The following is a 24785-nucleotide window of genomic DNA, read 5'->3' as shown; positions in this document are numbered from 1 at the left end:
TTTATGGTATCAGAATATCTTAAACAGAATACAGCAGAGTATCACGATGCAGCAGAAAAACTTTTTAATTCTGAGAAGATTTTCAACAAAACCTTCACTTTAGAGGATTATAAAAAAATCATCCATACCAATTACCTGATGCTTCTTCACAGTGAAGATAAAATATTCAGCAGCCTTTCTGACAAGTATACAGAAAAACTTCAGCTTGACGCAAGAAAGAAGCTTTCCCTTATTGAAAAAGACCTGAAAAGCCTTTCCCTGAAAAATCAGGAAGTTTCTCATCCCCTGGATTTCGATAATGAACATGAAGCGCTTGGAGCGATGTATGTGATTGAAGGGTCTACGTTGGGAGGAAATGTTATTGCTAAACAGCTTTCTAAAACGGAAGGTTTTGACGACATTACTTTCAATTTTTTCGGATGTTATCAGGAAAATACAGGTCCGATGTGGAAAAATTTTAAAGAAGTTCTGGATACTGAGGTGGCAGAAGAATGCTACAATGAAGTGCTTTCCGGTGCAAAAAAACTGTATTCGTTTTTACTGAATGTCAACTAATTATTTTAATTCTAATTAAATTCCTGAAAAATTGCGCAATTTTTCAGGAATTATTAAATTTGGGGAGTTTCAAATTAAAATTTAACTAACAAAAAAATAATTTAAAAAGTAACAATATGAAAGTAACTGTAGTAGGTGCAGGCGCTGTAGGAGCAAGCTGTGCAGAATACATCGCGATGAAGAACTTCTGTTCAGAAGTAGTTTTGGTAGACATTAAAGAGGGGTTTGCTGAAGGGAAAGCAATGGATTTGATGCAGACAGCATCTCTTAACGGATTTGATACAAAAATTACGGGTACAACAGGAGATTACAGCAAAACTGCAGGTTCTCATGTAGCAGTAATCACTTCAGGAATTCCTAGAAAGCCTGGAATGACAAGAGAAGAATTGATCGGTATCAATGCTGGTATCGTGAAAGAAGTTACTGAAAACTTAGTAAAACACTCTCCGGAAGTAATCATCATCGTGGTTTCTAACCCAATGGATACTATGGCTTACCTTGTTCACAAAACTTCAGGTCTTCCTAAGCACAAAATCATCGGAATGGGTGGTGCATTAGACTCTGCAAGATTCAAATACAGATTGGCTGAAGCTTTAGAAGCTCCGATTTCTGATGTTGACGGAATGGTAATCGCTGCTCACAGTGATACAGGTATGCTTCCATTATTGAGCAAAGCGACAAGAAACGGAGTTCCTGTAACTGAGTTCTTAAGTGATGAGCAACAAAAATATGTCATCGAAGAAACGAAAGTAGGTGGTGCTACGCTTACCAAATTATTAGGAACTTCAGCTTGGTATGCTCCAGGTGCTGCTGTTTCTGTAATGGTTCAGGCCATTGCATGTGACCAGAAGAAAATGATTCCTTGTTCTTTAATGCTTGAAGGAGAATACGGGCAAAATGATATCTGCTTAGGAGTTCCGGCTATTATCGGAGCGAATGGAGTAGAATCAATCGTAAATGTAACTTTAACTGCTGAAGAGCAATTGAAATTTGCTGAAGCTGCTAACGCGGTAAGAGAAGTGAATGGAGATCTTAAATTTTAATGATTTACCCGCTTTTAAGCAGGAATTAAAATAGATAAAATCCGGCTGTTTCAAATTTGAAATAGCCGGATTTTTTTATGAATGTTTGAATGGTGGAAGTTTTCGGCGCGGCCGGAGGCCGCGCCGAAAACTTTTCATAAAATAAACAACTGTTATTACTTCGTTGTTTTCCCTTTTGCTGGCGCGAGCGTCCCGCTCGTGTCCACAATCATAAATTAACATCTATTTCAAGAATCTCATCATAATCATCACAATAATTCCTGGCACTACTGTGTTTCCATTCCCAAGGCTCCATGACAAAGCCCGCCTTCACAGGGTTTTGATGAACGTAATTTAGTTTTTGCTCAAATACTTTCAACGTCCATATTTCTATTGGATTATTATTCTGCTGCCAAAACTGGTATTTTTTTATATTAGAATTTTGGCTTCCTGCTTTTTTGAACATCCACAATAACCATTCTTTTCTGCTTTCCTGATTATTTTCTTCTATGGCCTTAAGCAACTTTTTAGCAGTAAAACCCTTAAAATCTCTTATTAATTCTGAAGGTTGACCTTTTTCTGATCTGAAAATTAAATGTATATGACTGGGCATGATACAATATGCGAAAATAGTCATTCCTTTATTCTTTCTACAATAATTTAATGCTTCAATAATGATATTGAAATATTCAATTCTTGTAAAAATATCAATCCAAAATACCGTAGCAAAGCTTATAAAATATGCTCCTTCTTTTTCATGAAATTTGTGTTTTCTGCTCATAATCTAAAAGTAATAAAAACTCACATTATTATTTTTAGAAATTAAATTTTTAAAAATAAATTATTGTGGGGGAGACGCTCGCGCCAGCGTAGGGAAAGTTTTTGGCGCGGCCGGAGGCCGCGCCAAAAACTGATTATAAAAATAAACAGCTGCTATTACTTCGTTGTTTTTACGAAATAAATAACAGCCTTCACAAATTCTTTATTTTTTTCGTAGTACAAAAGATGTCCGCCAACAATAGGAACTACTTTTTGATTGGGAAACCGGAAGGTTTTATAATGCTGAGTTCCGACTGCTTTATCATTTTTTCCGGTAATGATAAGTACCGGAACACGAATGTCTCTGGTGATGGGTGCATAATCGGCATAATATTCCGGGAATTCTTTGGGTTTTGAGATCACTGCCATTCCAAAGTCGATGATGCGGGGATGAAGAGAATCTATTTTATCAGACTTTTTTATGGTTTCAATATCTTCGGTCAGGAATTTATATCCGATTCTTTTCTTTCTTAAAGCGCTGCTGACTTTTGAAAGCTCTGAAGAAAGACTGTCTTTAGGAATCACTCTGTTTTTTAACTGTAAAAGGCTGTTTCCGTATTCAATCTGTTCTTTCACAGATTCATCATTCAGAAAATGAAGGGTAACGTTCGCAAGAATAAGTCCTTTGGTATACTCTGGATATTTTTTTGCATAATTGACTGCTATGATTCCGCCAAAGGAATGAGCCAGCAAGAATACCTTTTTCAATTTCAGATGCTGTCTCAATTCTTCAATATCCTGAATCATTTTATCAAGATGATAGTTGTCCGATGTGCCGGATTTTCCGGAACCCCGCTGATCCATATAGATCATCCGTAAGTTTTTTTCCAGATTATTTCCACCCATCAGCTCAAAAGATGGATATCCCTGTCCGGGACCACCTGGAATATAAATACAAGCTTCTCCTTTTCCGGAGACTTTATATTTGATCTTTACGTGATCTGAGGTTTCAAAGAACCCTGCTGATGGCCTATTCTGAGCGGAAACGACAGTCAGGAAAGTGAGAAAAAAGAGTAGGATAGCAATTGTTTTCATACTATTATAACAATTGTAAGGGGTTATTTATTACTAAAATAGCCAATTATCTTCCTTTGCTTTATCACCTCTTAATTCTTATGGTATTAAAGTTCTGCAATCTTTTCAAACAATTCAGGGTAGCAGGTGACTAATCCACTTTCGTCCACCGAAATTTCAGCCTTAAAATCGGTTTCGATATTTTCATACAGGTATTTATTAACAGCTGTCCGGGTATATTGTTGTTGAACAGGTCTGATCTCATGTTTTAACACGTCAATGTACAGAACATCAATTTTTTGAGAATCCCTCTCAGGAAGTTTTAAATTGTTGATTGGTAGAGTGTTGGTGAACGGAGTGAGCGAAATGTCTATGAAATTGAAATAATCAAATTCAGGATTTACAACACCATTGATTTCCCATTGACCTTGATTTCTTTTACCCAAAGAAGTTCTTTTAATTGTATTGACCTCGGATTCGATCAGAAAATCCTGAACGATCCAGTTTTTATCAGAATGGATTTTATACTCTACATTGTATATTTTATCTTCAATACAACCGATGATTTTTGATTCTATAGTGTAATTTTTATCATCGGATAATAAATTGAAATATTCAAGGGACTGATAATAGATTCCTTTCCAGATTAATGTCTTCATAATGATATTCTTTGATGTATTATTAAGAGATGCAAGTTAATGAATGCTATGGCTGATTGCAAAAAAAGAGCAGTAAACACCGCTCTTCCAAAATTTTATCTAACAAAATGCATTTACATATAAACACATCCACATCCTGTTTCCCATTCCTGGCACAGGCGCATTGGCTCATTACATCCGGGATTACTGCCACCACCCGAAACTCTGTAACAGGTACCATCACTGCAATAGTAGGAACCTATTGTCGGAGGGCAGTTGCCATCCAGATCACATAAAGCATAGGGAGTGTCACCACCACTGATCAGCACCAGCTGATTTCTCTTTAGTTTTTTAAGGTTTTTCATAGTAATTATTTTTAATTTGTTGATTACTAATGTATAAAAATTTTAACACACCAGCAAGTGTTTTAATGAATAGGATGAAATTACTCTATATCCAAAGTCATGAAAAGCGCAATTTCCTCTGTATTTTCATACAACCTTGTGTTGAGCCCGGTAATATTAAATCCCATTCTTCTGTAAAATTGTATCGCAGGATAATTGGTATTTTGTGTTTCCAGTTCAATAACCCTGCAATTTAATCTCCTGGCCTCTTTAATGGCATTTTTAATCAGCATGATGCCGATTCCCTGCCGTCTGTGTTTTTCGTCAACCAGAATGTTTTCTATATAAAAACTATTGTTCCACGTTCTGTGTTCGCAGATGATCCAGCCTGCCAGCTCTTCATTGACAAAAGCACCAAAGGAATTTCCCTGTTCAATGATGGTATTCATTTCTTCAAGGTCTTCGGAAGTCGTTTCCCAGATTTTGGTATAAGGCAAAGACTTTTCCTTTATAATAAACTCAAAAGAACCTTCGAATTCAATAAATGAAACTACATATCGTATGTCTGTTGTATATCCGTTATGTCCCCATCCTGAGCTGGGATTGGAGGACAGCTGCTGTAATTTTTTTATTTCCACCTTTACATTTTATTGCATTTCAGTACAGATTTCTACCAGATAATTGCTGGGATCTTTGATATAAGCTGTTTTTTGTCCCCATGGTTTTACCGCGATATCTTCGTAAAGAACAGACCCGTTTTTTAGTGCCTTTTCTACCAAGGCTTCCACATCATCCGTAGTAAATCCCAGTTCCATTCCAAAAGGTTTGTCTTCTTTTTTTGCAGTTAAAAAGCCCTTTTTGATATTGGAATTGGCCAGGCTCACAGAAGCAAATGAAAGACTTGTTTCCCCGGTCAGCAGTTCGCCATAATCTTTTTCAGGAGTGATGAATTTTATTTCGGAACCAAAGGTGTTTTTATAAAAATTCATGGACAGTTCTACATCTTCCACGTACAGAATAACATATTTGAATTTGATCATAAGATTGAATCTGAAAGGTTTATTTCTTGTTTACAATATATTCTTCATCTACTATCAACACTGAATGGGGTCCTTGTAAAGGATATTCCTTAAAGCTTCCGAAATGACCGAAATGAAGAGGGTATTTCCGGCTAAGCTGCCTCACTTTACGTCCAAATGAATTGATGTCAACCTTTTGCAAGGAATCTTTTTTCTGTCTGCCATTGGTGAAAAAGAGCATCAGATTACAATGATCTTTACAATCAAAATCATTATAGTAAAATACATGTAGGTTTTCTTCTCTGGAAATCCGGGTCAGGTCATCAATCAATTCTTTTTTATGCTGTAAAGGCAGATTACAATCTATTCTGGCTGCATAATTTTCTGCATTACTTTTTTTGAAGTCAGAACCCACCATCTGAATGAAGCGGTGTTCTATATTTTTGAATTCCTCCTTTTCCGGAGGATAGTTTTTGCTGGATTGAATGGCAAAAGGAAGACTTGTATCCAATAATACTGCATTTTCACGGATCAATAGCTCTTCAACCTCTTTAGCAAACTGAAAATGAAAATCAAAAAGCATATGGTCTCCAATATTGATGATGATTTGATTTTCATCGATATTCAGGTGTAAATATGTTTTCTTGAAATCTGATTTTAGTGCTTCCAGTTTAGGAATAAAGTCATCTGTATTTTCCACTTGTACTCTGGCAGTCAGTTCAGCAGGAGTATCGGCATGTCCTCCAAGTCCAGGATAAAATTTGAAAAACTGGAAGTCATATAAATGGTCTGGGAATTTGAAATACCAGTATACACCTAAAATCATAGAAGATTGGTTGATAATTGTACAATAATCAAAATTAAATAAAATTTCACACTCCAAAACTTTCAAAACCCTTAAATTTGTCAACAATAAAAATTTACTTGGATGCTTAGGAACATTTCAATTGCGGCAGCTACTTTATTCTCCGTAGTTACAATCAATGCACAGAAGAACAGAAATACTCAACTGGAAAGACCTAAATTAGTCGTTGGTCTGGTAGTAGACCAGATGCGTTGGGACTATTTATACCGTTTTTATGGTAAATATGGAAATGACGGTTTCAAAAGACTTTTAAATACAGGATATTCTTTGAATAATGTACATATTCCTTATGTTCCTACCGTTACAGCGTTGGGACACACATGTATCTATACGGGATCTGTACCTGCTATTCACGGTATTGCCGGAAATGACTGGACAGATAAGGAAACAGGTAAAGGTGTTTACTGTACTGCAGATGAGAACGTTCAGCCGGTAGGTACTACCAATACAAAAACAGGAAGCCACTCTCCGAAAAACCTTTGGTCTACCACAGTAACTGACGAATTGAGACTGGCAACAAATTTCCAGGGAAAAGTAGTCGGTGTCTCTTTGAAAGACCGTGCTTCCATTCTTCCTGCAGGACACACTCCAAACGGAGCTTTCTGGTTTGATGACAGCACAGGAAATTTCATTACCAGTACGTGGTATATGAATGATCTTCCTCAGTGGATAAAATCATTCAACTCTCAGAATCTCCCTGAAAAATTAGTAGCCAATGGCTGGAATACATTACTTCCAATCAACGAATATACTGAAAGTGCACCAGACAATTCTCCTTGGGAAGGTCTGTTGGGAAGTGCAAAAACACCTACTTTCCCCTACAGTAATTTAGCAAAAGATTATCAGACTAAAAAAGACAATATCCGTTATACACCTTTTGGAAATACATTGACTTTAAAACTGGCAGAAGCTTCTGTAGAAGGTGAAAAGCTGGGTGGAGATAATATTACAGACTTTTTAGCCATAAATCTGGCATCTACGGATTATGCAGGACATAAATTCGGGCCGAATTCTATTGAAGTAGAAGATGTATATATCAGATTAGATCAGGATTTAGCTGAGTTTTTCAAGTATCTTGATTCAAAAGTAGGAAAAGGCGAGTACACGGTTTTCCTTTCTGCTGACCACGGTGGAGCACACTCTGTAGGATTCCTTAAAGAACATAAAATCCCTACAGGCTTCTTTGGAGAAGATGCGGAAAAGAATCTGAACCAGAAACTGAAAGAAAAATTCGGAGCCGATAAACTGGTCAACGCCATTGATAACTATCAGGTTTATTTCGACAGAAAAGTATTGGCAGACAACAAGCTTGAATTGGATGATGTTAGAAATTTCGCTATAAAGGAAATTGAGAAAGATCCTACCGTTTTATATGTTGTTTCTGTGGACAAAATTCAGGAGTCAAGCATTCCAGAGCCAATCAAACAAAGAATTATTAACGGGATCAACAGACAGAGAAGCGGAGATATTCAGTTAATTTCTCACGATTCTATGCTTCCGCCATATTCTAAAACAGGAACTACACACAGTGTTTGGAATTCTTACGATTCTCATATTCCACTGATCTTTATGGGTTGGGGAGTGAAGCAGGGAGAAAGCAATAAAGAATATCACATGACGGATATTGCACCTACAGTATCTTCTTTATTGAAAATTCAATTCCCAAGTGGAAATGTAGGAAACCCGATTACTGAAGTTATTGGTAGATAAATGAATGGTTCACTGAACATTTTATTGATAAATTAAACAATTACAGTATAAAAAAAACATTCCAACCCGGAATGTTTTTTTGTTTTCATGGCTTAAGTTCTTCTTATCATCTGCTGTATCTCATGATGAAACTTCTTATTTTGCTTTCTGATTTTTATAATAAGATATAACAGTAGAATTATAAGAATACCTCCCAGGAAAACAGAACCTATTTTAATATAACGATCATCAGATTTTAGTTTCTCACTTTTTAAAACGGTTTCCCTGTTATGATTGTCGATCACCTGATTAATAGACTTCAGTTCATTCTGCTTTCTTTGAAAACGCATTTCCAGGTATTTTTTATTATACTGCTGATAAAGATCCTGTTGTCCTAAAGCAAGATAATTTTCAGCCAATTCCTTGTAAAGCCCTTCATTCAGAATGATATCTCCGGTATTTTTACAAAGTTCCCCGGCTTTTAGTAAGAGATCTATTGCGGCTTGATTTTCATGCTTTTGTTTGTGTATTTCAGCAATTCCTTTCAAAGCAAATGCTTCCAGACTTTTACCATAATTCTTCCGGGCATAGCTGACAGACTGTAAAAATGACTCTTGTGCTTTGTCAATCTCATTAAGGTTCAGATAACAGTATCCAATATTGTAGTATACCACACTCATATTGGAGTAAGTGGTTTTCTTTACAGGAACCTTTTCATAATTCTGTATGGAAATCAGGAACTTTTCCAAAGCAATTTCTGAATTAGACTGGCTTTTGTAAACCATTCCTCTTATCGCATAGCTTGCTGCAGTCTCACTATATTTTTCAGGATTTTTTTCAGGAATTTTTGCAATATACTGTTCAGCCTCATTCAGTGTTTCAAGACATTTGTTAAAAAGTTCCATTTGCTGATACTGGATAGCGACTGAAATGAGAACCCCGGCCTGGCTTCTGGGATCATTGGTTTTTTGTAGAAGTTCTTTTGCTTTTAAAATATATTGTAAAGATCCCTCAAAATTTCTTTTAGCAATATTGGCTGTTGAAAGCAGCATATAGAGATCAATGGAGGTTTTTATATCATGAGATTTTTTTAATAATTGTTCTCCGATTTTGATGGTGTTATCGGGGTTGTCATATATTTCAAGTTTTGCCTTTTTTATTAAGACACTATCGGGTGTCTTTTGGCCTTTCACACAATGACAAAAAACAGCCAGCAGCAGTACTATTTTTAAAATTGATTTCATAAGACTTTTGTTTTACTGATTTCCTGAATATAGGTGTTGGGAGACATGCCGGTAACAGATTTGAAAACAGTTGTAAAAGCACTGTGTGAAGAAAACCCGGAATATTCTGCAAGATAGCTCACTTTATAATTAAGAAAAGTAGAATCAGTTCTTAATAGCTGTACAATATGATTGATTCTAAGTTTATTAATGTATCCATTGAAGTTTTTTTCCTTACTGTTAATAATTTCGGAAAGGTACTTTGTATTGATTTCCAATTGAGAAGAAAGCAGCGACAGAGACATGTTTTTATTGAGAAACCTTTCGGATTTTTCAAATTCTTCTAGCTTTTGGAGAATTTCATCTTCTTTTTCCTTTGATATTTTTGGCACCCCGCTATCTTTTATTGTATTTGTTTTTTTTAATAGGGTTGATTGGGTCCTTTGACTGGTCTGTTTTTCAAAGAAATCAAACTGTTTTTTTAAGTCTTTATTTTTATTTCTAATGACTAAAAAGTAAGCAAGTAAGCCTAAGATTATCAAGGATAAAACGAGGATCAAAGACCAGGAAGATCTTATAAGCAGATGTTTCTGAAATTCAATATTTTTATTCTGATTGGTTTCCACAAGCTTCACGAGATATCGTATCCCTTCTTTTGAACCGGAATCTGTTTTTGTTTTTAAATCAGTGTAAAGTTTATTGTACTGATGATATTTTGCATCATTATGTACCGCGTAATAATTACGGGACAGTGATTCGTAAATTTTAATTTTTAAATTATTAAACGGAAGATTCTCGATCAATCGAAGACCTGCCTCCAGTTTTTGAATAGAGGTTACATAATCCTGTTTCAGGAAATAGTATTGGGACAGATTCTCATAAGCCAAACCTAAAAGAAACGGCTGGTTTTTCTGAGATTCAAGATCAGCAATCACATTTTCTATAAGTGTTTTATACTCTATTGATTTATTCTGCTTCAGCAGATAAGAAGAGCGAAAAATTCTGTTTTCTATTTTTAAAATTCTGTTCTCTTCATTATGATTCCCAAGGTATTGGTTGCTTTTATCAAGATTTTGTAAGGCTTCAGGATAGTTTCTGTTGATTCCTGAGTTTAATGTCTGAAGCTGATACAATTTTGCAGTGGTGATTCTTAATGCCGGATTACTACTTTTAAGAAGCTTCTGATCATACAAGAGATGAGAAATAATTCTTTTCGATTGATTGTACAAACCCAGATTCTGATACTGATCAGCAAGATTATAACCACTGAAGACCTGCATACAATATGAAAGGTCATTGTTCTGATCACTATCTTCTTTTTGAGCAAAAATATTGACAGACTGTACATAGTCTCCCTTCAGGGCAAAAGCTTGTGAAATAATATTTTGAAGTACAATTTTGTGCTCTCTGTTTTGATCACTTACAAGAATTCCCTGGGTATAACTGATGCATTCGTCGGGATTCTGATACAATTTCAGAAATGCTTTATCTGCTAGCATATTGAAGTCGGGGCCAGACTGTCCTTTGGTAATAAGGAAGCAGAAAATAAACAGTAAGATTTGAAATAATTTTTGTCCTGATAAATTGTTTTTTGTGTTTTTTTGAATAATTTCGGTAAAATCCATATTCAAAATATTGTTTTATATCTGCTTGATTATTAGTGTTTTGAAAATTAAACTCTTTTAAAATTCACGAATTATGAAAGTCAATTTCTTTTAATTGAGTGAATGTTGTATTAATATTGTTTTCACCAATTCGAAACGCTAAATATAATAAAATATGAAAAATTTTTACAGAATGTCAATGAAAATATTGATAGCTTGTCTTTTCCTGAAATTTGGTTTTGCAGAAGCGCAGCTTACTGTAATAGGCCTGGGAAATTATAATGTAGGCGCAGTATCGGATAATGGAGTAGTAAGCTTGCACACCAGTGCAGGAAGTATATATAAATGGAATGCTGCAGGAGGGCTCGTACAGATAGGTTCTATAACAAATGGATATCCGGCTGCAGGCAGAACCATTGTTTCGAATGACGGAACCAAAATATCGTCCTCCGTTACCAATGCCGCAACAGGATTCAATGAAATATCTACCTATGATGTCGCTACGGCCACATGGGTAAACAGAGGCGGGCTTGTACCTACAGGATGGGATGGCAGCGTAAGCTCTACCTGGGGAATGTCGACTGATGGAAATACTATAGTTGGTCTTGGTTTTCTCACCGCAGCGAATGCGCATGCTGTGAAATGGGATGAAGTAAACGGAATGGTAGATCTGGGAAGTATAGTTCCCGGACGCAGCTCCAGAGCAAACGCAATCAATGCAGCAGGAACAGTGATCGTAGGCTGGCAGGATGAATCAACCGGAACAAGAAGCGGAGCAAAATGGCAGGATGGAGTGGAAAGTTTTATTACAGATAATAATGGGAATCATGTAGGAGAAGCAGGAGGAATTTCTGCAGACGGAAATACAATAATAGGTTCGGCAAACCCTAATCCTTATGTATGGAATGCTGTGAGCGGACTTACTTATATAACGCATCCTAATGCTTCTTTCAGCTTCAAAGGAGGTGCCACCGGGATTTCTGCTGATGGGAAAAAAGTGATCGGGTATTACAGAGCATTTGGGGCTCCTCCCATGTCAGGAGAAGGCTTTATCTGGACCTCTGCCGCCGGGAGAATTAACCTGAATGATTATGCGGCATCTTTAGGAATTGCCACTAATGGAGTAACAATGGGACTTCCTCTTGCGATTTCACAGGACGGAAAGAAAATTGCCGGGGCAGGGACGAATGCTTCAGGGCAGATGATTGCTTTTTACCTGGATACTTCTGAATTTTTATCGGTGAGTGATGCTGTGAAAGAGAAAAACAATACAGGTATCTATCCTAATCCAGTGGCTGACATCCTGTATTTTAAAGGAAAAGGAAAAATAGAGAAAGCAGAAATTTATAATATGGTTGGACAAAAGGTAAAATCATTGGATACTGTAGAAGGACAGATTGATGTTTCATCTCTGTCAAAAGGAGATTATATTTTACAATATTCCGTAAAAGGAGTACAACAGGAGTCTTATAAATTTATTAAAAAGTAACATATATAAATAGTAAAGTAGTGGGATGAATGGCTGTTTTCAATATTGAAAGCGGCCGTTCTTTTTTGTGTATATAACAAAAGGATAGCATGTTTTGTATAGAAAAGTCTGGTTTTTGGCAAATACATATAAAAAACTATCTTTGCAAAAATTTTGGTTTCCAGTATTTTGGAATGAAAAGGGAATCGGGTGTAACTCCCGGACTGTCCCCGCAACTGTAAATCGCAACACAAGTTTCTGCAAAACGCCACTGTGTAAAAACGGGAAGGAGCAGAATGCGAAAGTCAGGAGACCTGCCAGGATTATAATTAAAAAACATATTGCTTTCGGAGGAAAAGTAAAAAAGTATGGATATAAAAAGATCTTTAGTACTGCTTTTTTCATCTTATGGGTGTTTTCTTTTTGGACAAGAGAAAACCATTGACACTATTTATGTCTTCGACAACCAGATGAACAGGGTGAAACTTTTTCATCCCGTAAAAACAATTACAGCAGAAGATGCTGAAAAAAACTCCGGTAATCTTTCGGAGCTTCTGAGGTTTCAGTCGCAGGTTTTTATTAAAGAAAATGGCCGCGGAGCCGTGTCTTCACCTTCTTTTAGAGGAACTACCGCCCAGCAGACTGCATTCGTGTGGAACGGAATTAATATCAATTCTAATTTTTTAGGGCAGGGAGATATCAATAATATTGCTTTGTTCGGCTATGATCAGATCGGTATCAAAGCTGGTGGAGGAAGTGTAGTGTACGGAAGCGGTGCCATCGGGGGAAGTATTCACCTGAATAATACCCTTGATTTTAATAAAGGTTTCCATGGTTCTTTATTTTCTGAAGTGGCTTCCTTTAATACCTATAATAATTTTGTGAAAGGGTCTTACAGCAATGATAAGTTCAGTTTTAAAGCCTCCGGAAATTATTCTGTAAGTGAAAATGATTATAAGGTAAGCGATCTGAATTACATCAACAGAAACGGGAATTATTACAATACGACATTCAATGTAGGAGCATCCTATAAAATTACAAACGATCATAAGGTTTCGTGGCAAAGCCAGTTTTTTGATTCTTCACAGCATTATCCTGTGTATGAGGAAACGGGAACAAAAACAAAATATACAACTCAAAGTGTAAGAAGTCTTCTTTCTTGGGACTGGAACAAAGCGAAGTTCAGCAATTCCCTTAAAGCAGCCTACACGGAAGAGAATTTTCAGTATTTCGGTTCGTTAAGCCAGCCTAAATCCAGTGGAGGAACCGGGAAGAATTATATCTTTAAAAATGATTTTAATTATTTCCTGAATTCAAAATGGAATTTTAATATCATCGGAGAATTTCAGATTAATAAAGGAGAAGGGTACGAGAGCGGAATATCCAATGTCAGCAGGAATATAGGTTCTGTTTCAGGATTATTGCGGTATTTTGCAACAAAAGATCTGCGTTTTGAAGGAGGATTCAAAAAAGATTTTGTAGAAGATGTAAAGTCTCCTTTTATGTATTCATTCTCCGGAAAATGGAACGCCGCAAAATGGTATGATCTGAGTATTAACGTATCCAAAAACTTCAGATATCCTTCATTTAATGATATTTATTATGAACCGGGAGGAAATAAAGATCTGAGACCGGAAACCTCTACTCAGGTGGATATGACCAATGAGTTCAAAGCGGGAGATTTCAAACTTACTCTGTCTCCCTACTATATGAACATCACAGATCTTATTGTATGGCTTCCAACGGCTATGGGATACTGGCAGGCATACAATGTCAATAAATCCGAATCTTACGGGCTGGAATCTCAGTTGTCTTTCAGCAAGCACTGGGGAAATCATAAATTCAGAGCCAATGCAGCATATTATTATGCAAAAGCTATCGATAAAGAAACGAAGATGCAGAGACCTTACGTTCCCATGCACAGGGGAAATGCCGGTATAGATTACGAATATGGTTTCTTCAGGTTTTATGCACAGGGACAGCTGAACGGTGTTACCTACACCACAAGTGATGAAAAGAGATCAGAAGCTATAGATCCTTATTTTCTTTTAAATATGGGAGTTTCTACCACCTTAGCAAAAAAATATACCTTAGGGTTTAAAGTGAATAATCTAACCAATACCTACTATAAAACCGTTTCTTTCTATCCTTTACCAAAAAGAAACTATAGTGTGTATGCAGCAATAAATTTTTAATAAATTAAAATTGAATAAATTATGAAAATAACTAAACTTTTAACTGTCTTATTTGCAGTTGTACTATTGTTTAATATGTCTTCATGTACAAGTGACTCTGCCGAGTTTGAAATTTCTCCGATCACTTACCAGAACGGATATTTTATCTCTAATGAAGGGAATTTTAACAGCCAGGGTGCTAAAGTAACATTCCTGACAAGAGATTTAAGCTTGAAACAGGATGACGTATATGGGTACAATAACAATAAAGAAATTCTGGGTGACGTTCTTCAGACCATTGGTCTTAATGGAAATAAGGCTTATCTTGTGATCAATAACTCAAACAAAATTGTTGTTGTAGACCGTTATACATTTAAGAAATTAGGAGTAATCACCAATCAGATTGATAACCCGAGAGGAATTGCTTTTGCCAATGACTTTATCTATGTTGCTAACCTAAACTTCTCTACGAATGCAACAAGTGTAACGAAATATAAGGCTTCCGACTATTCATTTGTAAGCAAAATCACGATGACAGGCGGGGCTGATAAAGCAGTAGAAGCAGGTGGAAATATTTTTGTACAGAATGCTACTTCAGGATATGGAAATATGATTACTTATATCAATACTTCTAATGACAGTAAAACTGAACTTACTGTTCCGAATGGTAAGATCAACAGTACTATTTCATACAAATCCAATGTATATACAATTTCTTCTACAGCTACTGATTCTTATATCTATAAAATCTCCGGCACAGGGACTATGACGTCGGTAGTTACATTGACAGGAATTCCAAGTGCTACCAATCTTCAGATTGATAATGATAAAATCTATTTCAGTTCTGCCAATAAAGTGTATACAACAAGTTTAGCTACACCAACAGTTCCTGCAAGCCCGCTATTAACAGCTGCAGATGGTGGTCCTTATTTTACGCTTTATGGATTTAATGTTATTGATGGTAGAATTTTTGCATCAGATGTTAAACAATTCACTCAGGAAAGCGAAATGACTGTATATTCAGCAACTACGGGTACCAAGCTTACTTCCCTTAAAACAGGTGGTCTTGGTGCTAACGGAACTTTTCTTAACCCGCAATAATTATTACTTCTAAAAATAATTTTTTATTTTTTCATCATTTGTGTTTTTTTCCGGCCGGTTTCGAAGAAACCGGCCGGCTTTGTTTCCTTAAGAAAAAAAATTCCGGCGGGATGGAACATCCCGCCGGAATTTTTAATATTTTTCTAAATTGAATTATAAGGTTAATCCCAGTTTCTCAGCTTCAGCAATGACAAACTTCGTCGCTTCTTCTTTTTCATTGGGAATTTCACCTTCAAGAATAGCTTCTTTCACTTTCTCTTTCAGGATACCAATTTCACGGCCCGGCTTAAGATTAAACATTTCCATAATTTCTTCTCCGGTGATAGGCGGCTGGAAGTTTCTTACCTGATCTTTTTCTTCCACTTCCTTGATCTTGACCGCTACATATTCAAAGTTTCTTTTGAATTTCTCCTGTTTTTTAGAATTTTTAGTGGTAATATCTGCCTTGCAAAGGGTGAAAAGGTCTTCCAGATCTTCTCCTGCATCAAATAAAAGTCTTCTTAATGCAGAATCTGAAGCATCATCCGTAATCAGCGCAATTGGCCTTGATGAAAGCTTGACCATTTTCTGAACATATTTCATGTCACTTCCCAAAGGTAATTTCAATCTCTGGAAAAGTGTTTTTACCATTTTTGAACCTAAAAATTCATGCCCGTGAAAAGTCCATCCTGTTCCTTCTACAAACTTTTTCGTCGGAGCTTTCCCAATGTCATGAAGAAGGGCAGACCAGCGAAGCCAAAGATTATCGGTATTCACAGAAATATTATCCACTACTTCCAGCGTATGATAAAAATTATCTTTGTGAGTTTGTCCTTCCACTTCTTCCACGCCTTTCAGTTCGATCAGTTCAGGAATAACAAGCTTCATAAGACCGGTTTGTTCCATCAGTCTCAATCCGATAGACGGTTTTTCAGACATCATGATTTTGTTAAACTCTACCATGATTCTTTCCATGGAAACAATCCTGATTCTTTCTGCTTCCTGTTGGATCGCTTTCAGAGAATTTTCCTCAATTTTAAAATTTAAAGTGGAAGCAAAACGCACTGCTCTCATCATCCTTAACGGATCATCAGAATAGGTTTGTGCCGGTTCCAGAGGAGTTCTTAAAATTTCTTTTTCAAGATCATCAATCCCATTGAAAGGATCAATCAATTCTCCGAAATTATTTTTATTTAAAGAAATAGCCATCGCATTGATGGTGAAATCTCTTCTTTTCTGGTCATCTTCAAGACTTCCGCCTTCCACTTCCGGCTTCCGGCTGTTTTCTGTGTAGCTTTCCTTTCTTGCTCCCACAAACTCAAGTTCAAGTTCTTTATACTTGATCATAGCCGTTCCGTAAGTTTTGAATACGGAAACCTTCAATTTCGGATCTATATCCTGCGCTACATGCTGAGCAAGCTCAATTCCGCTTTGTTCCGTTACAAAATCTATATCGGTAGATGCTTTTCTGTTCATCAGCAGATCTCGCACATAACCACCCACAATGTATACGGACTGGTTATTCCTTTCTGCTGCTTCAGAAATGATTTTAAATAGTTTTAAATTCTTATTTTGATTAAGATTAATTTTCATCGTTGATAATAGTGACAATTTCTACGTATGTTACCCATTAATCATAATGAGCATACATTCTACTAATTTTTCCCTCTTCATTAAAAAACATGACTTCAACGGCATGTTTATCCATAATCGACTTATAAAATAATGCTACCGAATCTACTCCTGCTGTGGAATGGATCAGATCAAAATGGAGGTCCGGAAATTTATCCAATGCCTTTCTCCAATATTCACGAACAGCTTCTTTTCCTTTTAAAGAACTTTCTTTACCGCCTGTAGCCAGTGCAATCATAGGAGTTGTAATCTCAATATCATCTGAATAGTGGGAAAGTACATCCTCCAGATCATGAGAATTCCACGCATTGATCCACATTTGGGCAAATTCGTGATGATTCATAGCAAATAGTTTATGAGTTGAGTTTGCAAAGATAGAATTAAAAAAAAGAAATCCTGCCGATATGAACTGGCAAGACTCTAAAAAGTAAACATAAAAGTTCAGAATTCTTATTCCCGAAGAACTTTTATTCTGTTGTCATTCCATATTTTGATCACCGAAGAACCTGAGTATTTTGAAACTTTTTCTCTGTCTTCTTCCACTGCATAATCTACAAGGCTGATTATTTCCTCAGAAATATCAGAGAATTTCAATGGACTTTTTTCACCGCTGAAATTGGCAGAGGTAGATACCAATGGTCTGTTCAGTTTTGTAATCAGTTTTTTACAGAAATCATTTTTTACAAGACGAATTCCGATACTTCCATCCTCTGCAAGAAGTTCTTTAGGTAAACCTCTTGGGTTTTCATAAACAATGGTTACCGGTTTCTCACTAAGATCAATAATTTCCCATGCCATCTCAGGAACGTCGACAAGGTCCTGAAGTCTTTTTTCTGACTCTACAAGGATGATCATGGATTTGTTTTTTTCGCGCTTTTTAATGTCAAAAATCTTATTGACCGCTTCTATATTGGTGGCATCACAACCAATTCCCCAGATAGTATCAGTAGGGTAAAGAATTGTTCCGCCGGATTTTAATATTTCGATAATATGTTCCATAATTGTAGTGAATTCAAAGAATGGATAAAGGTAGAAAATATAAGAATTTCAGGCAAAAAAATGGGGTTTAAATATGATTTTTCAGCTTGATTATTATGACAAGATGCAAAGATTATAATCCATGAAAAAATGAATTAAAATAAGTTGTACGCTTAATAGGCTCAATATAATCTGGATGTAGTATTTTTTTGAAATCTTTTTTGGTAAGATGTTGTGAAATCAAGACAGGGAAATTTGATCTTGAACCTTCTTTAATTAAAGTATAAAGAATCGCATTGTTTTTAAAAAATACAATGGTTGTCTGTTCATAATCTTTACCCAAACTGTAGAGATCTGTCGGTTCATTAAGGAAAATCAGATTCCCAGAAATCTTTGAAATTCTATGATGATGTTTTTTTCCATACTCAATGATTCTGCTTTTAGCTTCTTCTTTAGGAATTTCAAACTTAATTTCTTTCAAATGTTTTTCGGTGTATTTACAATACAGCACATATACGCTACAGATGAATAAACTTATAAGAATTGCACACTCGAAGCTGTTATTAAAAGAAAAATCTACTTCTTTTAATAACAGCAGAGAAGCTCCTGCCAATGCAGAAAATCCAAAATAGATCGAGATCGTATCAAACTTATCGTATGAACTTTCTTCAAAAACTAATTTTTCAGTTTGAATACTTTCTGTGATTCTTAAATTTTTTATAGATCTCATTGCACATCAGGATGAGAATTTATGATTGATAAATTTAGATTTTATGGATAAATATAATGAGCCAGCTATTAAAAATGCAATAGAAGCTATCCACAAAAAATAACCTGTTTCCAAGCTGTATATTCTTCCCATTCTTCCATTTTCTGCAGCCAGAATTTCCTTCCAGAAAAAAAATGTTCCTGCAATTAAAAAAGCTATTGCAGCCAATATCATAGAAATTAAAAAATATTTTTTATAACAGAATACCACTGCAATAAAGAACCAAATATTAGCTGTCCATACCAGAAATTCAAATAAGCCCCCGCCTAAAAAGCTAATCGAACCTATAAGAAAAGTTTCAAATGATTTATAATCTTTAATCTCTCCCATATCTTCAACTTTAAAAGCTGTAAAACAAAAAGAAATTATGAAAATTAACAGGCTGGCAAGGGGAATTCGTTTTCTTACATCCATCCCAATTTCGATAAATACCTTTCCTCAATAATATTCAGGTGGTGATAATTGTGCCCTACAATTAGTTTTCCTATGGTTTCTACAGATATTTCATGGCCATTGGCTGTCCCTGTGTTTTGTAGAGCAGAAGGTTGAAGAGTTTCTAATAAAATCTGTGAAGATTTTCTCACCAGTTTGTATTCTTCCAAAAGTGATTCAAGGGTTCTTTTACCTGCAAAAGAATTTTCTGCATATTCATCTTCATCAAATCCGGGAAGATTGTTTTTTTCTCCTCTCGCAAAAGCTAATATTCTGTATTGGAAGACTCTTTCTGTATCAGATAAATGGAGTAGAAGTTCTTTTAAAGTCCATTTTCCTTCTGCATAAGCAAAATTGGATTGTTCTTCGGTAAGGTTGGAATAAATTCCGATGGTTTTGTCTGCTGATATCTGCAGTTCATTGATCCAGTTTCCTGATGGAATCTGATCTAAATATCTTTGGATGTATTTTTGAAAGTCGGTCATATTATTTTTTGTTTGGGTTACGGGTTTTCGGGATTCGGGGTCTTGAGATTCGGGATGGTGAGTGTAACGCATCAATTACTCATTAATCATGATTCGTCCACTCGTAGAAATTTACAGAGTCATAAAGCTCAAAACCGCTGGCTGGATACAATTGGTTTCCAATATCATTGCTTTTTCCTGTTTCTAAAAGAATTCCACATGCTTTTGAGGAACGGCAGAGTTGCTTAGATTCTTCAATCAGTTTTTTAGAATATCCTTTTCCTCTGTGACTTTCATTTACATACAGGTCGTTCAGCAGCCAGTAACGCTGCATTCTTGTAGATGAAAATATAGGATATAGCTGTACAAAACCTGTCAGGTTACCATTTTCTTCCGTAACAAAAATTTCGGAATCTTTGTTTTCAAGTCTGTCCTGAAGAAAGGTTGTAGCAGCAGGAATATCTGATTCTTTGTGATAAAATATCCTGTACTGATCAAATAATTCTGCGAGTTGTGGTAAGTCGGAAATAGTTGCTTTCCTTGAGTTTTTCATAATATCAGTTGGTGTTATAATAAATGAGAAGGATTATCAAAACCCTTCTCATTTAATGTATTGTATGTTAAGAAAAAGCTTTCTCAAGATCTGCAATAAGATCCTCTGCATCTTCAATGCCTACGCTTAAACGTACAAGGTCGTCCGTGATTCCCAGTTCAGCACGTTTTTCTGCCGGGATTGAAGCGTGAGTCATCAACGCAGGGTGGTTAGCCAAAGATTCTACACCTCCTAAAGATTCCGCAAGGGTAAATACTCTTACTTTTTCCAAGAATTTGACAGCATCTTCTTTCTTACCGGATTTAAAAGTGAATGAAACCATTCCCCCTGATTCCTTCATCTGGGATTTTGCCAGTTCATACTGTGGATGAGATTCCAATCCCGGATAAATTACCTTATCCACAGCTGGATGTGTCTCAAGGTACTTCGCTACAGCAAGACCATTGTCCGAATGTCTCTGCATTCTTAAGGCCAGTGTTTTAATTCCTCTCAATACAAGATAAGAATCGTGAGGACCTAAAATACCACCGCTTGCAAACTGAATAAAGTGAAGTTTTTCTCCCAGTTCGGCATCTTTAGCAATAAGAGCTCCTGCAATCACATCAGAATGGCCTCCTAAATATTTCGTTGCGGAGTGCATTACAATGTCAGCTCCCAAATCAATAGGTCTCTGGATATAAGGCGTAGCAAAAGTATTGTCTACTGCTACCAGAATATCTTTCCCTTTTGCAACTTCTACTACTGCTTTGATATCTACTAATTTCATCAAAGGGTTCGTAGGAGTTTCTACCCAGATCAGTTTTGTTTTATCTGTAATGACATCAGCAATTTTAGAAACATCGTCAAAATTTACGAATGTGAATTTCAGCTGATATTTTTCGAAAAGTCTCGTGAACATTCTGTAAGTTCCTCCGTAAAGGTCATCTACAGCAATCACTTCATCACCTGGGTTTAATAATTTCAAAACACAGTCGATGGCTGCAAGACCGGAACCGAAAGCCAGACCTCTCGCTCCGTTTTCAATACTTGCCAAAGAATCTTCCAATGCCTGTCTTGTAGGATTGGCAGCTCTTGAATATTCGTATCCGGAATGTACTCCCGGACTCTTCTGTGCAAACGTAGAGGTTAAAAATACAGGTACATTTACAGAACCTGTTGCAGACTCGTGGTGCTGCCCTCCGTGAATTACTTTTGTATTAAAATTCATAATTTTTTGCTTTAGGCTTAGCATTAAACAATAAAGTATATTGCTTAAGCGGATTGTTTTATTAAAATTTGCTCTAGCTGAATACAAAAAGCTTACCGCTTACTGCCTGCAGCTTACTGCAATTATATTTTTTTACTTAATAGCGGATTTTACCGCAAATTCTTCTGCAATTTCTTCCATCCACTGTGCAACATCTTCTTCTCCTGTTGCTCTCTGATACGTATTTCCTAAAGATATTAAAATCTGGTGGATAAACATCTTCATCTGGTCTACAGGCATTTCTTTGGTCCAAAGATCAATTCTTAACGCTTCTCTTGTTTTATCATCCCATACGGAAATCATGGTTGCTTTGGTATCTTGTTTTTCAATACCGCCATCCTGAGCGTTCCATGTAATATTTTCCGGTACGTGATTTTCATCAAGCTCTACATCTATCGTAATCTGAGTCTTTCTCATTTTTCTATTTTTTCTAAATTCTAAAATTTCTGTTATTTAAGTTTCGGTTTATAACCGGATTGATTAAAAATTGTGGTAGCATCCATTTTCAGGAACTCTGTTAACTTTGTTTCAGGCTTTTCCTTAAAGTATGTTTTACAGATCTGCCAGCCTGTAAAAATCCCGATTTGTGGTGAAGATTCATTGTCAATTTCTGTATAAAACTTCGAAAATGGGCCTGGTGAAATAAAACGTTCTCCCAGTCTCGGATCATCTCCGAAGATCAGATTACTTTCTACAAAATAATTCCAGATATTCGCCTCATTACTGGTTGCCCATTCATACTGCTTTTGAGTATAATTCATTTTCAGATAATCGGGAGTATCCGGAAGAAAAGCATCCTGAAGGATCATTACTTTTCCGTTCAGAATCATCTGATCAATGAATTTCTGATGATCAGGAGATTCCGTTACAATATTTTCTGCAAACAACTGTGATACTTTAGGAACAATATTCTGTGGATTCATAGATTTTTGGAAATATAGTTCCAGTCCTTTGTAATTAGGATTTCCATCACCCATAAAACCGGTTACATCTATGAATAACAGATTGCCTTTTTCATCATAAAATATAGGATCCTGTACCATCTGTAGAGCAGATGAGAACAGATATACTTTTGGATTTTTAAATTGGGGAAAGTAATATTTGATATGAGAAAATAAGCTTTGAAGCTCATTTTGCAGCTTTGCCTGATCTATTTTCCCGATAGCTTCCTTGTAGATTTTTATCTCTTCAGCATCTGCTCTTCTTTTTTCGAAATCAGCATCAGAAACACTTCCCTGGAACCATGGAAATTGAGCTTTAAACTGATCCAATGGAATGTTCTGATTGTAGAATTCTTTGGAAATATCTGTAATGTCAACTTTTTCGGCAGTTTGTTTGACTTCGATCTTCCATTGATTTTCAGGTTCTTTTTTGCAGGAAACAAGCCCTGCAGCTAAAACGGAAGAAAGCGCAATATATCTAAAAATCTTCATTATTTTTACATGGAATTTAAGTTTACAAAAATAAGGATTAAATACACAATTCATGATGAAAATTAAAATATTTACAGCGGGTTGCCTTATTTCCGGGCTTTCTTTTTTCTGCGGGCAAAACCTTGAATTTAAAGATAAAAACTTTGAAAATGCAGTGCTGGAAAATTTTGATATGAATAAAAACGGAATACTTGAATCTCTGGAAGCAGGTAGGGTTACCAATCTGTTCCTGGTTCAGAAAGGAATTACCTCAGCAGAAGATCTGTCACTTTTTAAAAACGTGAAAATGGTTGTTCTTGATGATAATAGAATTTCCAGCATTGTACTTAATGACCTGTCTCAGCTTGAATTATTTTCATGTACGGGATGCAAAATTTCTTCATTCAAAGCCGAAAATCTTAAAAATTTAAGTTCATTATATCTCGATAATAATTTGTTGGAAAGTATTTCGCTGATGGAGATTCCGAAAATTGATCAATTAACATTATCTTTAAATCAATTAAAAACAATACATCTGCTTCAGCTTAAAGTATTAAGAAAGCTGAATGTAGAACATAACAAGCTTCAGAAAATTGATATTTCCGGCAACCCGGCTTTACAAACCCTTAATATAATGGGAAATAAGATAAGAGAAACAGATATAAAGAAGGGTGCTAAAACTAACGTAACCATTTTTGGAGCTGAAGAATAAACTAATAATTATGATGATAGAAACAGAACGACTGATTTTAAGAAAACTCGAAGATGAAGATTTTGAACGCATATTTTTGCTGGATTCCAATCCTGAAGTTATGAAATACATTGGTGTACCGGCTTTGACGGATATCAATGAATCAAAAAAGGTCATCAGCATGATTCAGAAACAGTATGAGGAGAATGGAGTAGGAAGGCTTGGAGTGGTAGAAAAAGAGAGCGGACTTCTGATAGGATGGAGCGGCTTGAAACTGCTTACCCATGAAACCAATGGTTATAAAAATGTGCTGGAACTGGGATATCGTTTTCTGCCGGAATCATGGGGAAAAGGATATGCTGTGGAATCCGGAATAGCTTCTGTGGATTATGGTTTTAATGACCTGAATGCGGAAGTCATTTATGCCTATGCCCATTCTGAACATGATGCTTCCAATCATATTCTAAGAAAATTAGGATTTGAAAAAAACAGCGAATTTGAAGAACCTGATGGCATTTGCTTTTGGTACGAACTAAAGCGTGAAAATTACGGTAAAAAATGATAACAATACGAAAAGAAGAAAAAGAAGATCATCAAAAGGTCTTTCAGCTGACGGAAGAAGCTTTCAGAGAAATGGAATACAGTGATCATCAGGAACAGTTTCTGGTAGAAAAACTAAGACGTTCAGAAGCTTTCATCCCGGAATTATCATTGGTGGCCGAAGATGAAAAGGGTACAATTGCCGGACATATTCTGTTTACTAAAATTAAAATTGTCAATGAAGAAAAATCGTTTGATTCCCTTGCACTGGCACCCGTTTCCGTAAAACCTGAGTTCCAGAATCAGGGAATCGGAGCGAAACTGATTCTTGAGGGACATCGTATTGCGGAAGAACTGGGATATGAATCGGTGATACTGATCGGGCACGAAAAATATTATCCGCGCTTTGGTTACAAAAAAACAAGTAATTTTGGAATTTCTTTTCCATTTGATGTTCCGGAAGAAAACGGAATGGCTGTAGAATTGGTAAAAGACGGATTAAAAGATAAAAAAGGAGTGGTAAAATACCCTCATGAATTTGGAATAGACTAAAA

At 36.0% G+C, this 24785-nt stretch carries 28 protein-coding genes and 1 riboswitch; of the genes, 9 read left to right on the top strand and 19 right to left on the bottom strand.

The window, feature by feature from the left end; genetic code table 11:
- Positions 1-3 precede the first annotated feature (3 nt).
- Both FFS26_RS18920 and FFS26_RS18915 read left to right on the top strand, forming a co-directional pair.
- Entirely contained in the window at positions 4-555 is a 552-nt protein-coding gene (locus tag FFS26_RS18920) for a biliverdin-producing heme oxygenase (RefSeq protein WP_137905801.1), read from the top strand.
- Positions 556-671: 116 nt separating this feature from the next.
- Complete coding sequence (locus tag FFS26_RS18915; RefSeq protein ID WP_034699354.1) at positions 672-1598, top strand: malate dehydrogenase; 927 nt, start codon at positions 672-674, stop codon at positions 1596-1598.
- 208 nt (positions 1599-1806) lie between these two features.
- On the opposite strand, the gene FFS26_RS18910 is transcribed toward FFS26_RS18915, so the two are convergent.
- The 7 genes from FFS26_RS18910 to FFS26_RS18880 all read right to left on the bottom strand — a co-directional run bounded on the left by FFS26_RS18910 (position 1807) and on the right by FFS26_RS18880 (position 6237).
- On the bottom strand, positions 1807-2358 hold the full coding sequence (locus FFS26_RS18910; protein WP_137905800.1) for an REP-associated tyrosine transposase: 552 nt from the start codon (positions 2356-2358) through the stop codon (positions 1807-1809).
- 155 nt (positions 2359-2513) lie between these two features.
- On the bottom strand, positions 2514-3431 hold the full coding sequence (locus FFS26_RS18905) for an alpha/beta fold hydrolase (protein WP_137905799.1): 918 nt from the start codon (positions 3429-3431) through the stop codon (positions 2514-2516).
- A gap of 86 nt (positions 3432-3517) precedes the next feature.
- Complete coding sequence (locus FFS26_RS18900) at positions 3518-4069, bottom strand: putative glycolipid-binding domain-containing protein (protein ID WP_110011345.1); 552 nt, start codon at positions 4067-4069, stop codon at positions 3518-3520.
- Positions 4070-4182: 113 nt separating this feature from the next.
- The gene (locus FFS26_RS18895) at positions 4183-4413 is read right to left on the bottom strand and encodes a hypothetical protein (protein WP_110011346.1); all 231 of its coding nucleotides are present in this window, start codon (positions 4411-4413) and stop codon (positions 4183-4185) included.
- Between the two features lie 80 nt (positions 4414-4493).
- Positions 4494-5030 carry a GNAT family N-acetyltransferase gene (locus FFS26_RS18890; protein ID WP_137905798.1) on the bottom strand — a complete coding sequence of 179 codons (537 nt, stop codon included), beginning with the start codon at positions 5028-5030 and terminating at the stop codon, positions 4494-4496.
- A gap of 9 nt (positions 5031-5039) precedes the next feature.
- A complete protein-coding gene (locus FFS26_RS18885) occupies positions 5040-5432 on the bottom strand; it encodes a VOC family protein (RefSeq protein WP_137905797.1) in 393 nt (130 codons plus the stop codon).
- A gap of 19 nt (positions 5433-5451) precedes the next feature.
- Positions 5452-6237, bottom strand: a complete 786-nt coding sequence (locus tag FFS26_RS18880) for a hypothetical protein (RefSeq protein ID WP_137905796.1) — start codon at positions 6235-6237, stop codon at positions 5452-5454.
- A gap of 102 nt (positions 6238-6339) precedes the next feature.
- Here FFS26_RS18880 and pafA point away from each other — a divergent pair, with 102 nt between their 5' ends.
- Positions 6340-7986: an alkaline phosphatase PafA gene (pafA, locus tag FFS26_RS18875; RefSeq protein ID WP_137905795.1), complete on the top strand. Its 1647-nt coding sequence runs from the start codon at positions 6340-6342 to the stop codon at positions 7984-7986.
- Positions 7987-8078: 92 nt separating this feature from the next.
- Here pafA and FFS26_RS18870 read toward each other — a convergent pair whose 3' ends face one another.
- Positions 8079-9209 (bottom strand): tetratricopeptide repeat protein, encoded by a 1131-nt coding sequence (locus FFS26_RS18870; protein ID WP_110011351.1) that lies wholly within the window; start codon positions 9207-9209, stop codon positions 8079-8081.
- Entirely contained in the window at positions 9206-10813 is a 1608-nt protein-coding gene (locus FFS26_RS18865) for a helix-turn-helix domain-containing protein (RefSeq protein ID WP_137905794.1), read from the bottom strand. Before FFS26_RS18865 ends, FFS26_RS18870 begins: the two co-directional genes overlap by 4 nt.
- A gap of 154 nt (positions 10814-10967) precedes the next feature.
- On the opposite strand from FFS26_RS18865, the gene FFS26_RS18860 reads away from it, so the two are divergent.
- From FFS26_RS18860 to FFS26_RS18850, 3 genes are all read left to right on the top strand, one after another.
- Positions 10968-12281: a T9SS type A sorting domain-containing protein gene (locus tag FFS26_RS18860; protein WP_137905793.1), complete on the top strand. Its 1314-nt coding sequence runs from the start codon at positions 10968-10970 to the stop codon at positions 12279-12281.
- Positions 12282-12418: 137 nt separating this feature from the next.
- A riboswitch (cobalamin riboswitch) is annotated at positions 12419-12597 on the top strand.
- A gap of 31 nt (positions 12598-12628) precedes the next feature.
- Positions 12629-14455 (top strand): TonB-dependent receptor plug domain-containing protein, encoded by a 1827-nt coding sequence (locus FFS26_RS18855; RefSeq protein WP_110011354.1) that lies wholly within the window; start codon positions 12629-12631, stop codon positions 14453-14455.
- 21 nt (positions 14456-14476) lie between these two features.
- On the top strand, positions 14477-15535 hold the full coding sequence (locus tag FFS26_RS18850) for a YncE family protein (protein WP_137905792.1): 1059 nt from the start codon (positions 14477-14479) through the stop codon (positions 15533-15535).
- Positions 15536-15688: 153 nt separating this feature from the next.
- On the opposite strand, the gene FFS26_RS18845 is transcribed toward FFS26_RS18850, so the two are convergent.
- From FFS26_RS18845 to FFS26_RS18800, 10 genes are all read right to left on the bottom strand, one after another.
- On the bottom strand, positions 15689-17107 hold the full coding sequence (locus FFS26_RS18845; protein ID WP_137905791.1) for a CCA tRNA nucleotidyltransferase: 1419 nt from the start codon (positions 17105-17107) through the stop codon (positions 15689-15691).
- 37 nt (positions 17108-17144) lie between these two features.
- Positions 17145-17489: a nuclear transport factor 2 family protein gene (locus tag FFS26_RS18840; RefSeq protein WP_110011357.1), complete on the bottom strand. Its 345-nt coding sequence runs from the start codon at positions 17487-17489 to the stop codon at positions 17145-17147.
- 107 nt (positions 17490-17596) lie between these two features.
- Entirely contained in the window at positions 17597-18145 is a 549-nt protein-coding gene (locus FFS26_RS18835; RefSeq protein ID WP_110011358.1) for an L-threonylcarbamoyladenylate synthase, read from the bottom strand.
- Positions 18146-18257: 112 nt separating this feature from the next.
- Complete coding sequence (locus tag FFS26_RS18830; RefSeq protein WP_110011359.1) at positions 18258-18854, bottom strand: hypothetical protein; 597 nt, start codon at positions 18852-18854, stop codon at positions 18258-18260.
- Positions 18855-18860: 6 nt separating this feature from the next.
- Positions 18861-19307 (bottom strand): hypothetical protein, encoded by a 447-nt coding sequence (locus FFS26_RS18825; RefSeq protein WP_110011360.1) that lies wholly within the window; start codon positions 19305-19307, stop codon positions 18861-18863.
- Positions 19298-19810 (bottom strand): DinB family protein, encoded by a 513-nt coding sequence (locus FFS26_RS18820; protein ID WP_137905790.1) that lies wholly within the window; start codon positions 19808-19810, stop codon positions 19298-19300. The genes FFS26_RS18825 and FFS26_RS18820 overlap by 10 nt, the downstream gene beginning before the upstream one ends.
- Before the next feature lie 82 nt (positions 19811-19892).
- Positions 19893-20342 (bottom strand): GNAT family N-acetyltransferase, encoded by a 450-nt coding sequence (locus FFS26_RS18815; protein WP_137905789.1) that lies wholly within the window; start codon positions 20340-20342, stop codon positions 19893-19895.
- A gap of 67 nt (positions 20343-20409) precedes the next feature.
- A complete protein-coding gene (locus tag FFS26_RS18810; protein ID WP_137905788.1) occupies positions 20410-21549 on the bottom strand; it encodes a cystathionine gamma-synthase in 1140 nt (379 codons plus the stop codon).
- A 132-nt stretch (positions 21550-21681) separates the two neighbouring features.
- Positions 21682-22005 carry a gliding motility protein GldC gene (gene gldC / locus FFS26_RS18805; protein WP_002977443.1) on the bottom strand — a complete coding sequence of 108 codons (324 nt, stop codon included), beginning with the start codon at positions 22003-22005 and terminating at the stop codon, positions 21682-21684.
- Positions 22006-22037: 32 nt separating this feature from the next.
- Positions 22038-23021 (bottom strand): gliding motility protein GldB, encoded by a 984-nt coding sequence (locus tag FFS26_RS18800; RefSeq protein WP_110011364.1) that lies wholly within the window; start codon positions 23019-23021, stop codon positions 22038-22040.
- A gap of 52 nt (positions 23022-23073) precedes the next feature.
- Here FFS26_RS18800 and FFS26_RS18795 point away from each other — a divergent pair, with 52 nt between their 5' ends.
- The 3 genes from FFS26_RS18795 to FFS26_RS18785 are packed head-to-tail and all read left to right on the top strand — an operon-like array spanning position 23074 to position 24783.
- On the top strand, positions 23074-23712 hold the full coding sequence (locus FFS26_RS18795) for a leucine-rich repeat domain-containing protein (RefSeq protein WP_110011365.1): 639 nt from the start codon (positions 23074-23076) through the stop codon (positions 23710-23712).
- 10 nt (positions 23713-23722) lie between these two features.
- Positions 23723-24253 (top strand): GNAT family N-acetyltransferase, encoded by a 531-nt coding sequence (locus FFS26_RS18790; protein ID WP_110011366.1) that lies wholly within the window; start codon positions 23723-23725, stop codon positions 24251-24253.
- Positions 24250-24783 carry a GNAT family N-acetyltransferase gene (locus FFS26_RS18785; RefSeq protein WP_110011367.1) on the top strand — a complete coding sequence of 178 codons (534 nt, stop codon included), beginning with the start codon at positions 24250-24252 and terminating at the stop codon, positions 24781-24783. Before FFS26_RS18790 ends, FFS26_RS18785 begins: the two co-directional genes overlap by 4 nt.
- The last annotated feature ends 2 nt before the right edge of the window (positions 24784-24785 follow it).

This window comes from Chryseobacterium sp. 2VB, from assembly GCF_005503635.1.
Lineage (GTDB): Bacteria > Bacteroidota > Bacteroidia > Flavobacteriales > Weeksellaceae > Chryseobacterium > Chryseobacterium cupriresistens.
This window is presented reverse-complemented; position numbering and strand designations above follow the sequence as displayed.

Coding starts and splice junctions, on each gene's coding strand:
- FFS26_RS18870 (WP_110011351.1), bottom strand. CDS start 9,209: ATGAAATCAATTTTAAAAATAGTACTGCTGCTGGCTGTTTTTTGTCAT.
- FFS26_RS18825 (WP_110011360.1), bottom strand. CDS start 19,307: ATGGATGTAAGAAAACGAATTCCCCTTGCCAGCCTGTTAATTTTCATA.
- FFS26_RS18920 (WP_137905801.1), top strand. CDS start 4: ATGGTATCAGAATATCTTAAACAGAATACAGCAGAGTATCACGATGCA.
- FFS26_RS18860 (WP_137905793.1), top strand. CDS start 10,968: ATGAAAAATTTTTACAGAATGTCAATGAAAATATTGATAGCTTGTCTT.
- FFS26_RS18865 (WP_137905794.1), bottom strand. CDS start 10,813: ATGGATTTTACCGAAATTATTCAAAAAAACACAAAAAACAATTTATCA.
- FFS26_RS18820 (WP_137905790.1), bottom strand. CDS start 19,810: ATGACCGACTTTCAAAAATACATCCAAAGATATTTAGATCAGATTCCA.
- FFS26_RS18795 (WP_110011365.1), top strand. CDS start 23,074: ATGATGAAAATTAAAATATTTACAGCGGGTTGCCTTATTTCCGGGCTT.
- gldC (WP_002977443.1), bottom strand. CDS start 22,005: ATGAGAAAGACTCAGATTACGATAGATGTAGAGCTTGATGAAAATCAC.
- pafA (WP_137905795.1), top strand. CDS start 6,340: ATGCTTAGGAACATTTCAATTGCGGCAGCTACTTTATTCTCCGTAGTT.
- FFS26_RS18800 (WP_110011364.1), bottom strand. CDS start 23,021: ATGAAGATTTTTAGATATATTGCGCTTTCTTCCGTTTTAGCTGCAGGG.
- FFS26_RS18900 (WP_110011345.1), bottom strand. CDS start 4,069: ATGAAGACATTAATCTGGAAAGGAATCTATTATCAGTCCCTTGAATAT.
- FFS26_RS18830 (WP_110011359.1), bottom strand. CDS start 18,854: ATGAGATCTATAAAAAATTTAAGAATCACAGAAAGTATTCAAACTGAA.
- FFS26_RS18840 (WP_110011357.1), bottom strand. CDS start 17,489: ATGAATCATCACGAATTTGCCCAAATGTGGATCAATGCGTGGAATTCT.
- FFS26_RS18785 (WP_110011367.1), top strand. CDS start 24,250: ATGATAACAATACGAAAAGAAGAAAAAGAAGATCATCAAAAGGTCTTT.
- FFS26_RS18880 (WP_137905796.1), bottom strand. CDS start 6,237: ATGATTTTAGGTGTATACTGGTATTTCAAATTCCCAGACCATTTATAT.
- FFS26_RS18905 (WP_137905799.1), bottom strand. CDS start 3,431: ATGAAAACAATTGCTATCCTACTCTTTTTTCTCACTTTCCTGACTGTC.
- FFS26_RS18850 (WP_137905792.1), top strand. CDS start 14,477: ATGAAAATAACTAAACTTTTAACTGTCTTATTTGCAGTTGTACTATTG.
- FFS26_RS18910 (WP_137905800.1), bottom strand. CDS start 2,358: ATGAGCAGAAAACACAAATTTCATGAAAAAGAAGGAGCATATTTTATA.
- FFS26_RS18810 (WP_137905788.1), bottom strand. CDS start 21,549: ATGAATTTTAATACAAAAGTAATTCACGGAGGGCAGCACCACGAGTCT.
- FFS26_RS18845 (WP_137905791.1), bottom strand. CDS start 17,107: ATGAAAATTAATCTTAATCAAAATAAGAATTTAAAACTATTTAAAATC.
- FFS26_RS18790 (WP_110011366.1), top strand. CDS start 23,723: ATGATGATAGAAACAGAACGACTGATTTTAAGAAAACTCGAAGATGAA.
- FFS26_RS18835 (WP_110011358.1), bottom strand. CDS start 18,145: ATGGAACATATTATCGAAATATTAAAATCCGGCGGAACAATTCTTTAC.
- FFS26_RS18855 (WP_110011354.1), top strand. CDS start 12,629: ATGGATATAAAAAGATCTTTAGTACTGCTTTTTTCATCTTATGGGTGT.
- FFS26_RS18815 (WP_137905789.1), bottom strand. CDS start 20,342: ATGAAAAACTCAAGGAAAGCAACTATTTCCGACTTACCACAACTCGCA.
- FFS26_RS18915 (WP_034699354.1), top strand. CDS start 672: ATGAAAGTAACTGTAGTAGGTGCAGGCGCTGTAGGAGCAAGCTGTGCA.
- FFS26_RS18895 (WP_110011346.1), bottom strand. CDS start 4,413: ATGAAAAACCTTAAAAAACTAAAGAGAAATCAGCTGGTGCTGATCAGT.
- FFS26_RS18885 (WP_137905797.1), bottom strand. CDS start 5,432: ATGATCAAATTCAAATATGTTATTCTGTACGTGGAAGATGTAGAACTG.